Origin of the sequence: Proteus vulgaris (genome assembly GCF_016239305.1) — a bacterium.
GTDB classification, from domain to species: domain Bacteria; phylum Pseudomonadota; class Gammaproteobacteria; order Enterobacterales; family Enterobacteriaceae; genus Proteus; species Proteus vulgaris_C.
The window spans coordinates 93,691-108,644 of sequence record NZ_JAEHOQ010000005.1; the positions used below are offsets into that span (position 1 = coordinate 93,691).

At 41.4% G+C, this 14,954-nt stretch carries 7 protein-coding genes, 1 tRNA gene and 3 pseudogenes; 3 read left to right on the forward strand and 8 right to left on the reverse strand.

The features are described 5' to 3' along the window. Window positions 1-22 precede the first annotated feature (22 nt). From JEP40_RS05090 to JEP40_RS05110, 6 genes and pseudogenes are all read right to left on the reverse strand, one after another. Window positions 23-946: pseudogene (locus JEP40_RS05090) on the reverse strand (restriction endonuclease subunit S); the annotation flags it as partial. Continuing rightward, a pseudogene (locus JEP40_RS19250) lies at window positions 923-1,414 on the reverse strand (restriction endonuclease subunit S); the annotation flags it as partial. The pseudogenes JEP40_RS19250 and JEP40_RS05090, both read right to left, overlap by 24 nt. Then, complete coding sequence (locus JEP40_RS05095; protein ID WP_198622728.1) at window positions 1,411-3,000, reverse strand: N-6 DNA methylase; 1,590 nt, start codon at window positions 2,998-3,000, stop codon at window positions 1,411-1,413. The gene JEP40_RS05095 and the pseudogene JEP40_RS19250, both read right to left, overlap by 4 nt. Before the next feature lie 72 nt (window positions 3,001-3,072). Beyond that, window positions 3,073-6,582, reverse strand: coding sequence for a type I restriction-modification system endonuclease (hsdR, locus tag JEP40_RS05100; RefSeq protein ID WP_198622729.1), 3,510 nt, complete (start codon window positions 6,580-6,582; stop codon window positions 3,073-3,075). 211 nt (window positions 6,583-6,793) lie between these two features. After that, a pseudogene (locus tag JEP40_RS05105) lies at window positions 6,794-7,126 on the reverse strand (tyrosine-type recombinase/integrase); the annotation flags it as partial. Between the two features lie 125 nt (window positions 7,127-7,251). Beyond that, a tRNA-Leu gene (locus tag JEP40_RS05110) sits at window positions 7,252-7,336 on the reverse strand. A 1,782-nt stretch (window positions 7,337-9,118) separates the two neighbouring features. Here JEP40_RS05110 and ampH point away from each other — a divergent pair. Further along, window positions 9,119-10,351: a D-alanyl-D-alanine-carboxypeptidase/endopeptidase AmpH gene (gene ampH, locus JEP40_RS05115; protein ID WP_198622730.1), complete on the forward strand. Its 1,233-nt coding sequence runs from the start codon at window positions 9,119-9,121 to the stop codon at window positions 10,349-10,351. Between the two features lie 72 nt (window positions 10,352-10,423). Here the strand turns inward: ampH and lptG are convergent, their stop codons facing one another. Further along, entirely contained in the window at window positions 10,424-11,503 is a 1,080-nt protein-coding gene (gene lptG, locus JEP40_RS05120) for an LPS export ABC transporter permease LptG (protein ID WP_198622731.1), read from the reverse strand. Then, complete coding sequence (lptF, locus tag JEP40_RS05125) at window positions 11,503-12,600, reverse strand: LPS export ABC transporter permease LptF (protein WP_198622732.1); 1,098 nt, start codon at window positions 12,598-12,600, stop codon at window positions 11,503-11,505. The genes lptG and lptF overlap by 1 nt, the downstream gene beginning before the upstream one ends. A gap of 286 nt (window positions 12,601-12,886) precedes the next feature. Between lptF and pepA the strand changes: the two genes are divergently transcribed. Together pepA and JEP40_RS05135 are read left to right on the forward strand one after the other, a co-directional pair. Then, the gene (pepA, locus tag JEP40_RS05130; RefSeq protein WP_036939243.1) at window positions 12,887-14,395 is read left to right on the forward strand and encodes a leucyl aminopeptidase; all 1,509 of its coding nucleotides are present in this window, start codon (window positions 12,887-12,889) and stop codon (window positions 14,393-14,395) included. Window positions 14,396-14,500: 105 nt separating this feature from the next. After that, entirely contained in the window at window positions 14,501-14,950 is a 450-nt protein-coding gene (locus JEP40_RS05135; RefSeq protein WP_198622733.1) for a DNA polymerase III subunit chi, read from the forward strand. Window positions 14,951-14,954 lie beyond the last annotated feature (4 nt).

Consider the following 14,954-nt stretch of genomic DNA (forward strand, 5'->3'; position numbering starts at 1 on the left):
CATTGTCGGGAGCGTTTGTCTGTTATTTCTTTTTACGCGAGGCTTTTTTACTACCGCTAGCGACGCGTTCGGCCTTAATTTTTTCTAACAAGGCTGTCGCGCTATTTTCACCACTGATCAGATCTGGATTTTCTGCGCGCCATTGGGCAGTAAGTTCGCCACGGAACGCTTTTGCTAGGATCGACTGAGTGAGGTTATTTACGCGGATTAAAGCGTTGTTAACCTGTTTTTCGATGGTATCGGCGTAGGCGAAGAGTTGTTCGACACGGCGGACGATTTCTTGTTGCTCCACTAATGGAGGAACTCTAATTGGATAATTTGCCAGCGCTTTTCCAGTAAGATGCTTAATTGTAGTTCCTGTAAAAAGCTGAGATAAACTGAGATTATTTGAATCATTTTTCAAGTTATAAGCTAACCATTCAGGAATAATTTTTTCTTTTACCCTTGCTCGATGTAAAGCTTTTTGAAAAATAACAGGTGTCTCCTGCAGTTCATTCCATATAGCGCATCGTCCTGGCTCACCACCCTCACATATTAAAACATCGCCAGAACTGAGCGATAATTCTTTACGCTCTACATCTGACACCAATATCTTCTGAAGATTTTCCAAATCAAAATCAAACCAGCGAACATTTATATTCCCAAGATATTTTGTTGCAGAACCAATGTTTTTAGCTTTATCAAGCATTTTCCCAAGCCTGCTATCAACAAGTTCAGAGTATTTATGAACCCTCCAGGTTGATGGAATATCTGGCCATTGCCATTCACTACACAATGGATGATGTTGTCGTTTATTTATACCAATCAGCAATCCACTTAATGCAGTACCCAGCACCGCCTGCCGAAAACGTTTCAGGATTTGTGGAATTTGCTCAAGTCGTGCTTTGGTGCTGTCTACCTGCGCCAGCAGAGTATCGAGTTTTTCAACGATGATTTTTTGCTCTTTAATCGATGGAATACCAACGATAATTTTATCTATATCTTTTGTACTTATATTTAGTTGTGCTGCACCTTTTGCACACTTTAATAAATCTGATTGAACAATGCTTGAACGCAGTAAATAAAAATTAAATTTTCCTTCCATCAAAGAGGAAAAAATAACTCTTGCTACACGTTGATTTAAAACGGCTGGTAGATGTTCTTCTTTTATAATTGCTGTTCTACCTACATTACCAGTTAGCGACATGAGTATATCGTCTTTACTTAATCTGAATTTCTCTACATTTAGTTTCGTGGCATTTACGTAAGCAGGATTATTCAGATTGATGCCTGTATCTTGTACATTACCTATACGGATAACAAAATCGCCTGCATCAGAATAGGTTGAGCTTTTGAAAGCATACCCATTCTGAAATATTGCAATATCGCTAAGTTCCACTTTTTCCCAGTTTGGTGGAAATGCAAAATTGGTCATACCTTCACCTCACCAAATGCTTCGTTCAGCAACTGGCGCTGGGCATCAGCTTCATCGTCAGCACCCAGCTCGCGCATCAGCGCATCCAGCTCTCCCATCGCTTGTACTAGCTCGGTCATTGCTTCTGCCGCTAACACATCCGGCTCAGGCAGATTATCGGCATCGATGCTGTCCTTGTCCTTTAGCCAAGAGATATCCAGCGAATCAGATTTGGTGGTATGGATCCACTCGCGGCTGAACTTGCGCCAACGGCTGGTGGCTTGGTGCTGGTCAGTATTCTTGTTCTCTTCGCTGTCGGCGATATCACTCTCTTCGGCATTAAAGCTCCACTCACCCTCGGTACGCGGGCTTAAGCCGTGCGGGTCTTCACCGTAGACGGTTTCGAACGGCTGCAGATGCTGCTCGGTAAATGGTGTGCGCTTGCCAAAGCTTGGCATATTGGTACGCAGGTCATACACCCAGATGTCATCAGTACAGTTCTTATCCTGGTTAGGATTTGCCACCGTACCTTTAGTAAAGAATAACACGTTGGTTTTTACACCCTGAGCATAAAAAATACCTGTCGGTAGACGCAGAATGGTGTGCAAATGGCACTTTTCCATCAGGTCACGACGGATATCGGTACCCTTACCGCCTTCAAACAACACGTTATCTGGCACAACCACTGCTGCACGGCCGCCGGGATGCAATGTTTCGATAATGTGCTGCATAAAGCACAGCTGCTTGTTGCTGGTTGGGTGAACAAAGGTGCGGGTAATATTGGTGCCTGCCGCGCTACCAAACGGGGGGTTGGTGGCGACAATGTGCGCTTTTGGCAGATTTTCGCCGTCACTCCCCAGCGTGTTACCCAAGCGAATAGCACCGCCGTGTTCAAGATTGCCTTCAATATCGTGTAACAGACAGTTCATCAGCGCCAGACGACGGGTACCCGGTACCAGCTCAAGGCCGATAAAGGCACGATGAATTTGGAAATCCTGGGTGTCGCCGTCAAGATCGTCCAGATCGTTAGTCTGTGATTTTACATAACGGTCAGCTTCAATCAAAAAACCTGCCGTACCCGCTGCTGGATCCTGAACGATTTCACGTGGCTGTGGCTTCAGCAGATGAACAATAGTTTTAATCAACGGACGTGGGGTAAAGTACTGGCCTGCACCGGATTTAGTTTCGTTGGCATTCTTCTGCAACAGCCCTTCGTACATATCGCCGAAGTCATCGCGAGATTTGCCATTACTGCCGTTATACCAGTCAAGTGAATCCATATTGCTGACCAGCTCTGTCAACTGTTTAGGTTGGGTAATAGTGGTATTAACGTTCTGGAACACCGCTTGTACGAGCTGCTGTTCATCTGCGCCCAAGTGCACCAGTAGGTTACGGTAGAACTGTAATTGCTCCTGACCAATACGGGATTTTAGGTTGTCCCAACGGTAACCTTCTGGCAGATATTCCGCTTCCTGACCGGTCTCTTTACACATTTTCAAAAATAGTAGCGAGGCGAGCTCGTTGACATAGTTTTGATAAGAAACACCGCCGTCGCGCAAGTTGTCACAAAGTTTCCATAACTTAGCAACCAGATCGTTATTATTCATGTTTAATTCCCTAAAAAGCAGCAGCCCTCATTTAGGACCGCAAAAGATTTAATTACCATAGATGATAACGCGTCAGGCCTGCTGGTCCCAAATGTAATCACTGAATTTATCCAGCACGCCATCAAGACCATCATCAAAGGTACGTTGTAGCATTACCTTACCGCCACGACGGTGGAAATTACCAGTTTTGAACACATCGTCATCAAGCACGATTTTCTCTTTCAATGCGGTAGCTAGACGGTCGAGCCAGCCCTTCTGCTCGCTGTTCCAGTCGTTTTCGCCTTTAATCCGCGCCAAAGCATGATCGACTCGTTCATCAAACGGTTTTAACGCATCGCCAACAGCAGCACGACGGATATGGCCAATAAGTCTTGCGGCGATGTCCTCATTACGTGTCTCTTTCCACGCGCTACGTAGTGACGATTCTTCGAAGTGCTGCCGGTCAAACCATTCCTGAAGTTCAACGAGCCCTTTGCGGGTGAGATCCCTTGGGTGATTGATGACGGCCTGAAGCGCGGGCTGAGCATTAGGGGCTCGTTTTACCAGTTCATCAAACGCTTCCAGGAAGTCCTGTGGCGTATCGTAATCTCCGTATAAGGATTTCACACTGATCACTTCGTCATCAATATCGAGGAAGATAGGCGCATCGCGCAGGGCATTAATATCAGCCTTCAATTTTTCTAACCGGGCGATAAATCCCGGTAGCTTGTTAAATACTTCTGCACTCCACTGTGGCCCCTTTTCACGTAAGCACATTGCAAAACTACCGAAACCGACTCCAACAGTATCCTGACAGAGTTCATCCAGACGGCGTACTTGCTTATCTACTACTTCGCTGCGATCTCGGTTATACATTGCTAGGCTGATAATACGCTGCAGTTTGGCAATCAACTGTTCATGGCTGTGCTCGGCGTAGCTACGACCATCCGCTTCGGTAATTTTATACGTTTCAGAGTCGGTGATTTCGTTGACCAGCGTTTTTAGTTCAACCTTAGGGCGTATCACCACCGGGCGCATCGTGTCTACACTTTCCAGAGTATTGTATATATCCACACAGTCGAAAATCTTGAAGCTAGTTTTCCCCACCGCAGGACAAAGACGAGTAGCACGACCTTTCATTTGCTCGTAAAGGATGCGGCTTTTTACCTTACGCAGGAACACGATGTTACAGATCGACGGGATATCTACGCCGGTGCTCAGCAGATCAACTGTGACGACAATATTTGGCAAACGCTCTTTATTGAAGCGTGTGATCATCGTCTGCACTTTCTTCGGGTCTTTGTCGGAATCGCCCGTGATCTTGATGATTGCATCATGTTCCAACTGCGGATGCTGTTTTTTTAATGCTGTACGTAACTCTTCTACTACCATATCTGCATGGCTATTGGTGACACAAAAAATCAGTGTTTTTTGCTGTCCCTTTGGGTCCAGGTATTTAGTAAGCTCACCACAAACTGCACGATTAAAAGCAGGGATAACCAAACCTCGGTTAAAATCTGCAACTTCAAAATCCTGATCGTCTGCCAGTGTGTCGTTGATCACTTCACCTTGTGGGTTCAGACGTTCCACTTGTTCACCTTTCGCCAAATACACACCGTCCTGGGCATTGCGAGTAGTGATTTTAATCGGTGGTTCCTGATCGATAAGATAACCATCGATCACTGCAGTACGGTAGGTATAACGATAAACAGGTTCGCCGAAGATATCGACTGTATGTATGGCTGGAGTGGCGGTAAGGGCAATTTTTACCGCATCGAAATGGTCGAGAATACGACGATAGGCAGATACATAATCTAGCTGGCTGCGGAACTGCAACTCGCCTTCGGTCTGCTCTTTATCTAGAATATAGCCACGATGTGCTTCGTCCACCACGATGCAATCATAACGCCCCACCGGCATCGGTTCGTCTGACTGTAGAGTTCGTTTAACCAGTGATTGGACTGTAGCAACATGAATTTTAGTGCTGTCTTCAGGGAATTTATCCGTCAGACCTTTGATGTCGAAAATACTGTTAAAAGTGTCCCCGTTGATACGTGTATCTTCAAATGCCCCCAAAGCCTGTTCACCGAGTGAGCGGCGGTCAACAAGGAATAACACTCGTTTAAAGCGCTGGGACTGGATCAGGCGAAACATTAGTGCGATAGCAGTACGGGTTTTCCCGGTACCAGTTGCCATGGCCAGAAGAATTTCTTGTTGCCCTGCAACAATCGCATTCTCTACCGCGCGAACAGCATCTTCCTGATAGTAGCGAAGCCCCAATTCGCTCATACTCGGATTATCAGCAAACCATTGATTTTGCTTCTGGGGGTCTCCGCCCAACATAGCCATAAGTTCTTCCGGCTGATGCCACTCTGGTAGGGCTTTTGGCATATTGGCTGGATGACGAACATCACGATACCAAATACCACTTTTTGTTTTTATCGCCACCCGGTATTCACGCCCATTGGTCGAATAGCAGAAGGGAATTTTGAATCGCTGACTACCGCTGGTGTCCTTCCAACTAACTTCATACTCTGGAACTGCTTCGTGAACCTCATCAAGTGAATTGTCCTCAAGTAGCACTTCACGCAGGTAGGCATTGTCAAAGTATTTACTATAGCGATATGATTCAGGAAGTTTGCCAGAAACATCGGTATTTTTACGTTTGGCTTCAATGACGGCAATAGGTTTGAGTCCGACAAACAATACATAATCTGCAAAGCCTGGATTACCATTTTCATCTTTACCGGTTGGCCATTCAGCAATCGCCTTATTTACACCAAGCTCAGGGCGAGCACCTTTAGAAAAACGTAATGTTTTACTGTCAGCTTGCCATTTAGCTTTACGCAGTTGAGCATCGATCAGGAAACGACTTTCCTCTTCACTCAGATCCAGCGTACGTTTTATTGCTTGGTTGGTTATCTCTTTATGATAGGCCTTCCGTTCCTGCTCAGTTTGCTTCGCCAGCTCTGCATTTTTTGTCGCTAGCTGTGCTTCCAGAGCAGAAACTCGCGCTTTGGACTGTTCTTCTGTTTCATGCTGTTTGCCTTCGAGAATGGCAATATAGCCATTCAGCACAATCATTTTTTGCTGCTGAGCATTTATCTCGGCCTGGCTTTGTACTTTTTCTTTTGCCTGTTGCTCCAGTTGCTGCTTGAGTACCAAAACTTCCTGATGATAGAGACTCTCCCCCCTTTCAGGCAGAACAAATACTGGAAGCGCGAAGTCATAATCTTTAGTTACCAGACGGTAGTACCAAACACTCAAACGAAAACCAAACCGCAGACACATCTGCGCATCATCCAGATCATTATGATATTCATGGACAGCTTGGTTACCGATGCGGCGTAGCTTATGAAAAATTGAGAGTATGCTATCATCAACGAAGGGGATCTTGCCCAGTTCACGCAGAAGGTCGTGCTGGTTATCGCAAGGGGGTATATCCAATAACATACCCAGGTGTTTGGCTGTAGCTTCGCCAAACATGCGCATTTTTATAAGTGTAGTGTTGGGGTCATCTGGGTAGTTATTTTCTGCTGCGCAGGCAATAGTATAAATGAAGTCATTAACGCCTTTCAGGAAATCGAAGTTGGATTTATTCATGCGTCTTCCATGTTCTGCTCAGTCTCGCAGGAAGCAAAGCAGTTAAGTCAAACTGTTAGAAAACAAAGATGAAAGTACCTTAGCATTCACAGATTACTAGAGCAATTAATAGAATTTTTTGGCTGAGTTATACACCTACAAATATCAAAATTAGCAAAAAAATGAGGCATGCTAGATGCATACCTTCCAGAATCCCTTTTAACCAGCCCATACTCAACTTAGCAAAACTAAAAAGCGAAATCTCCCTCTCCCTATTCGCATCCAGATAATCTACCCACCACTGCACCATCAGCCGCCTTTCCTCTATATGCTCTGCCTTATGAATATAAGCCGCTCTCACTGAGTTGCGTTCTTGGTGGCTCATTTGTCTTTCTACTGCATCCTTCGACCATAGCCCTGACTCAATCAACGAGCTACATGCCATTGTTCTGAAACCATGTCCACAGACTTCGGTCTTAGTGTCATAACCCATCACTCGTAATGCGTTGTTTACCGTATTTTCACTCATTGGCTTTCTAGGGTTATGATCGTCGATAAAGATCAGCCCATGAATAGTAACTACTTGATATTGATTAACTTGAGTATAACTAGAAAGGTTAAGAAGAAAGGAAAACCTTAAAAATCATAAAATTTAAGCATAAAAAAAGACGCTGTTAGCGTCTGATTTTTTGGTGCCGAAGGCCGGACTCGAACCGGCACACCCGAAGGCGGTTGATTTTGAATCAACTGCGTCTACCAATTTCGCCACTCCGGCACTAGAAGTGTGTCTGGAAAACCTGCTCATTATACTTGCATGGTGAACCCTCGCAACAATTATTGTTAGTTTTCAGCTTGATTGGCGAAAAAAAGTGCATTTATGTTGTGGCGTTACCATAAAAGTACAATTCTTGTGTTATTCAAAAACTACTATTGTGTAGGTTTAAATCGCCTTGTATCAATCATCAAAATTCTTTGAGGCAATTTTATCCAGTTTTAAATTTTTATTTATTTTTATTCTTTTTATATATTTTATTTTATTCTCATTTAGTTAAAAGAAAGTTAATAGTAAATATATTTACTTACTCTTCTATAGCAATATTTTTTTCATATAAATAATCTTTAATTATTATCCAATATATTCGATATGTTATTTTTTATACAGCGATAAACAAAAAAAGGATCAAAACTTGGGTTAGTGTTTTGATCCAACAGTACTGCTAATAGAGGGCTTGATTTTATTTTAATGACTATAAGTTATTTTTATAGCGTCACTGCCCTTTTCTTCCCTGGTGTGAGGAAGAAGGTAATTATATTTTATATATGATAAATAAACTTCTTTATCGATACTGCATTTTATTGATATAAAGGTATTTACTACTAAATTAACAAACTTACTTTTAAAACAGAGGTATAACATAACTACTATAACGAAGGTACTGCTATCTAATACAAGGTATTTACTACTAAATTAACAAACTCACTTTAAAACAGGGGCATAACATAACTACTATAACGAAAGTTCTACTATCTAATATAAAGGTATTGCTTTACTACTATAACGAAGATACAGCTATCTAATATCAAGGTATTTACTACTAAATTAACAAACTTACTTTTAAAACAGAGGTATAACATAACTACTATAACGAAAGTTCTACTATCTAATATAAAGGTACTGCTTTGTTACTATAACGAAGGTACTGCTATCTAATATCAAGGTATTTATAACTAATTTAGTAAATTTAATTTAAAGATAAAGGTACTACTATTTAATATAATGGTGTTGAAATATTACTACTAATATATAACTTATTTATTATTTAAGAGGCTAGTTTATAATATGCCTTCTTATTACTTCACTCTATTACTGCTGTGTTATCTTTGCTCTGTAACGCTTATATTCTCAGTCTCTCGACTTGATGAAACTATAATAAGTTTAATTTCATAATCCCACAATCATTAAATTATTACAAAATATGACACACTCTTATATTATCTTTATAAACGACCAAATACAGCCAAATCCACAGACATTATTAGTTAGTTAACTCAAAAAACAAAAGTTATTTAGAGAATAACACCATTCATTAACATTTTCTTGATATACACATTTTAACTTAATAATAAAGAAAAGCTAATAATAGAGTTGAAATGCACGATAAACGAGAGAGATTGTAACTTAATGGTAATAATTATCTCATTTTTAGATGAGAAACAGGAGAAAAATATCTTTTTATGATGCAATTTTTCTTCACTATCTTTATATCAGAGACAATTTGACACATTTAATGCCAACTTTCTGATAACTGGCACTTGCACTGATAGACATTCTTATTTCTGATAATATAATCAAAATTTGGTTTAAATCTGATTAGAAGGCGTTGTTATGGGTATTGTTGGCTGGATTATAACGGGCATATTTGTTGGTATTATCTTAGGTGCTGTATTAAAAATGATAAAGAAAAAATAGCGCGATAAGAAAGGCATCAAATTAAAACATAAAACATTTATGTTGATCGCACTCCTTTCACCTCACTGACTTCTGTTGAAAGTAAAAATGAAAAAATATTTTCTAAAATATCTTATGATCCCAGTCGCCTTGCTGACATTGAATGCGTGTAGTCAGCATTCATCACTACCACCAGCAACCCAACCTTCTATGTTAAATCAGCAGAATAATAATGTACCTGAACTTACACAATGGCCGACAGTATTAAGCCCTAATGTGAGTGATTCTCGTGTGTTGTTTGATAAATATGCTTCTCAGATCTATCAAAAAAGTAATCCTCAAGGCATGGTTATTGTCATGATCAATAACTCTCAAACCTTAAACCGTGCTTTTGGAACTACGACACCAGAAAGCCACAATGCACCATCAATGAACTCACTTATTCGTATTGCTTCAATTACAAAATTAATGACCAGTGAAGTCATGCTAAAACTACAAGATGATGGGAAATTATTAGTTACTGATCCATTACAAAAATACAATTACTATGGTGTTGATATCCCATTAGTGAGTGCTCAATCACCTATCCGTCTTTATCATTTAGCCAGTCATACCAGTGGTTTTCCACGAGAACAACCAGGTGGAAAATGGGGAAGACCTGTTTTTATTTGGCCAACCCATGGCGATCGTTGGAACTGGTTAAAAAAAGCAACATTAACATCACCCGCCGGTAATCAAGCTGCATATTCAAATTTAGCGTATGACTTATTAGCGGACGCCTTGGTAAAAGCATCAGGCAAAAGTTATCCGCAACTCTTAAAACAATATGTTACCCAACCCGCAGGAATGTCCAATACCACATTGACGCCAACAGCCACGCAATGCCAACGATTATTAGTCGGATATAAACCAAGCCCATGCTCTGACACGATAGCAGCTGCAGGAAGTGGTGGCGTGTATTCGACGCCAGCAGATATGCAACGTTGGATGCAAGGCTTTTTGACTTCTCATAATGCCATGCGAAAGATAACGGCAAGTAAAGAGCAGTCTGTCTATTTTCCTCGTAATCGACTCTCTTCAATAGAAGGAATGGATGTTGCGGGTCGTGCCGATGGTGTGGGGTTAGGCTGGGTTTATATGGCACCAGCCAATGGAATTCCAGCTATCTACCAAAAAACTGGCGGTGGTGGTGGATTTAATACCTATATGGCAACGATACCTGAATTAAATATTGGTGTGTTTGTTGTGATCACTCGTAAACCGAATGGCACTAAATTTAGTGAAGTAACTCAAGGTACCAATGCTCTTGTTCGTGCGTTAGCAAAAGACTTTTATCATTGATATCACCATGTTATATAAATAAAAAGCGCCTTATACGGCGCTTTTTATTTTTCTGACAGAAATCGATATTACCTAGCGATTACGCTTCATTAATAACCATAAACTTAATGTTAGGAATAATATTCCTGGTACTAATGCCGCAATCACTGCTGGTATACCATAAACCAGGCTTAATCGTCCTGAAACCTCATTGACTATATAAAACAGGAAGCCAAAAGAGATACCAGTTAGAACTCTTAATCCCATTGGCACTGTGCGTAATGGGCCAAAGATGAATGACAATGCCATTAGCATCATTACCGCAACAGAGACTGGAGCAAAGATTTTTTTCCAGAAATTCAGCTCATAGTTCGCTGATTCTTGTCCACTCTGTTTGAGATATTTAACATATTGATAGAGTCCACTAATCGATAATGCATCAGGATCTAATGCCACAACGCTCAATTTTTCTGGCGTTAATCGTGTTGGCCATTCAAGTGATACTTGCTTTTTACCTGTGATTTTTTGTGGATCTGTTAAGTCTGACTGTTCGACCTGTTTCAACATCCACGTTTTTTTATCAACATCATAGGTTGCACTTGATGCATAACGCACAGTTTCTAGTTTTCTATCATTATTAAAATCATAGAGTGTGATGCCTTGCATCTCGTTTTGGCTCTTTATTCGGTTGATATGAATAAATTGGTTGCCATCTTTAGCCCACATACCACGGTTAGTGGAAACTAAAGAGTTACCCATGATTTTTTCAGCGCGATAGTTACGTGCGTATTGTTCACCTTGTGGTGCCCCCCATTCACCAATCAGAACTGTTAACAGTACTAATGGAATAGCGGTTTTCATCACAGAGCCGGCAATTTGCAAACGCGTAAAACCAGACGCCTGCATCACCACCAGCTCACTGCGTGTTGCCAATGCACCTAACCCTAATAATGCACCGAGTAACGCAGCCATAGGGAAGAAGATCTGCACATCTTTCAGGATATTTAAGATCGCATAAATACCTGCATCCAGTGTGGTAAAATCCCCTTGCCCTACTTTACGAAGCTGATCAACAAATTTGATAATGCCAGATAAAGAAACCAGCAAAAATAGTGTCATCAAAATCGACTGTAAAATAGTACGCCCGATATATCTATCTAATACACCAAACATCAGGCAACTCCTTTCTTAAAGCGAGCTCGGAATTTACGCATAGGCAAGGTATCCCAAATATTCAATAAGATAGCTAAGCCAAGATAAACGCCATTAACACTCCACATCGCAATGAGAGGATCAACTTTTCCTTTTTCACCATTAGAATGTAGCGAACTTTGTAATAAGAAAAAGACCAGATAAAGCAACATTGCGGGTAACATACTTAATACGCGACCTTGACGTGGATTAACCTCACTTAAAGGCACCACCATCACAGCCATAATGACAACAGAGAAAATCAGGGTTAATCGCCAATGGAATTCAGCAATAGATTCTGTCTCTTTAGAATGCCAAAGTTCTGTCATCGTTTTTTGTTCTACACGATTACTACTAATGGTAGATTCACGATGCCCGATAACAGCTTGGTAGTCATTAAAATCGGTGATACGAAAATCACGTAATACAGCTGTACCTTCATAGCGAGTTCCCTCACTGAGTACAACAATCTGATTTCCGTTAGGCAATTCCTTGGTATAGCCTTTATCCGCCACCACAACCGACGGACGCTGATCTTGCGTTGGACGTAACTGTGCGAGGAACACATCTTGGAATTGATTACCTTTCACGCTACCAAGATAAAGCACCATATTACGGTCACTGGACATTTTAAATTGTCCTTCCATCAAGGCAGCTAAACTTGGGTTTGCCTTGGCATCCTCAAGCACTTGTTCTTGATGTGCTGATGACCATGGAATAAGCCAAATTACATTTCCTGCAGCTAATGCGCTGGTCAGTAATGAAAGCAATAGTGCTGCTTGCACTAATGCTTTTTTACCTATTCCGCACGCATTCATGACGGTTATCTCACTTTCAACATAAAGTTTGCTGTAAGTCATCAGAAGACCAAGAAAAAGGCTTAATGGTAGAATAAGCTGTGCCATCTCGGGGATCCCCAGCCACAGCAGAGAAACCACAAGGTTTGTAGGAATATTACCTTCTACAGCAGCCCCTAAAATTTCAACCAGTTTTTGGCTAAAGAAGATAAGCATCAAGATAAATAAGATGGCTATCTGACTTTTTAGGGTTTCCCGAGCTAAATATCGAATTATAATCACGCTAGTTATGCCTGTGAAAACTTGTCTTTTTGCAGGAAAATCGCTAACTTCGTTGTATATCTATCATTTGTGCATCTCAGTTAGACATTCTTGCAGCCCAAATGATATCAAAACATGCTATAAACAGGTTCCCAATAAGAACAAGCTTATAAGTTAGCTAAATTAGTTGTGTTCAATTAATGCATTTAGCTTAACATAAAAAGTAAACTTTCTATGGGGTAGATTAATGCGGATCACTATTCTAAACGATACTTTCCGTTTTTGTCTTTAATATTCAGGAGAACGCATGGAGTTTAATGTAAAAAGCGGCAGCCCAGAGAAACAACGCAGCGCTTGTATTATCGTGGGGGTGTTTGAGCCTCGTCGTTTATCTCCGATCGCGGAGCAACTTGATAAAATCAGTGATGGCTATATCAGCGCCTTATTACGCCGAGGTGAGCTTGAAGGCAAAGTTGGGCAATCATTGCTGTTACATCATGTACCTAATGTTCTCTCTGAGCGCGTTTTACTGATCGGTTGCGGTAAAGAGCGTGAGTTGGATGAACGTCAATATAAACAAATCATTCAAAAAACCATTAACACGCTCAATGAAACTGGCTCAATGGAAGCGGTCTGCTTTCTCACTGAGTTGCATGTTAAAGGTCGTAATAACTATTGGAAAGTACGTCAAGCGGTTGAGACTGCAAAAGACTGCCTCTATACCTTTGATCAACTAAAAAGCAATAAGACAGAATTACGTCGCCCATTACGTAAAATGGTCTTTAATGTTCCAACTCGCCGTGAACTACCTAGTGGCGAACGTGCCATTGCCCATGGTTTAGCTATCGCATCAGGTATTAAAGCATGTAAAGATTTAGCAAACATGCCACCAAATATCTGTAATGCAGCTTATTTAGCTTCCCAAGCGCGTCAATTGGCAGACTCCTCTTCAAATGTTTCTACGCGTGTTATTGGCGAAGAACAAATGAAAGAGCTCAACATGAACGCTTACCTTGCAGTAGGTCAGGGCTCTCAAAATGAATCTTTAATGTCTATCATTGAGTACAAAGGCAGTAAAGATCCTGAAGCTCGCCCAATCGTATTGGTGGGTAAAGGGCTAACATTTGACTCTGGTGGTATTTCTATCAAACCGGCTGACGGCATGGATGAAATGAAATACGACATGTGTGGTGCAGCAACAGTTTATGGTGTGATGCGTGTGGTTGCAGAACTGCAATTACCGATTAACGTCATTGGTGTGCTAGCAGGTTGTGAAAATATGCCGGGTGGAAAAGCCTATCGTCCGGGTGATATTTTAACAACCATGTCCGGCCAAACCGTTGAAGTATTAAACACTGATGCTGAAGGTCGCTTAGTGCTATGTGATACATTAACTTATGTTGAGCGTTTTGAGCCTGAGTTAGTTGTGGATATCGCAACATTAACAGGTGCATGTATGGTGGCTTTAGGTCATCACTACAGTGGATTAATGTCTAACCATAATCCATTAGCACATGAGTTAATGAATGCATCAGAACAAGCCGGTGATCGCGCTTGGCGTTTACCATTAGGCGATGAGTTCTATGAACAAATCGAATCTAATTTTGCTGATTTAGCAAATACAGGTGGTCGTTTAGGTGGTGCAATTACTGCCGGTTGTTTCTTAGCGCGTTTTGCGACGAAATATAACTGGGCTCACTTGGATATTGCAGGCACAGCATGGCGCTCTGGTAAAGCAAAAGGTGCAACAGGCCGTCCTGTTTCTTTACTGTCTCAGTTCTTACTTAATCGCGCGGGTTTGAATAGCGACGAGTAATACCGCATAATTATCAGGGTTAAGGTATTAACCTATTATTATGGTAAATAGAGCAGACTCCAAGAAGGGTATTGCAACGCAATACCCTTCTGTTATCGGGATATCATGAAAAACGCCACGTTTTATTTAATGGAACACCCATCAATACACGACGATTTACAGCCCCATGAGTGGCTTGCCTGTCAACTTACCGCTGAACATTGGCGATTAGGCAAACGTATTTTGTTGGTTTGTGAGTCTCAGGCTCAAGCTGAATTGCTTGATGAGGCATTATGGGCAAGAGAACCTCATCAGTTTGTTCCTCATAATCTTGCAGGGGAAGGCCCTCGTTATGGCGCTCCTGTTGAGTTATGTTGGCCTGGAAAACGTGGTAATGCACCTCGTGATCTTCTGATTAATTTGCAATCGCAATTCGTAGACTTTGCCACAGCTTTCCATGAAGTGATAGACTTTGTACCTATTGATGAACAATTGAAACAGTTGGCGCGTGAACGATACAAAATTTATCGTAGCGTCGGCTTTACTTTGACAATGGCTACGCCGCCAACCTATTGAATAC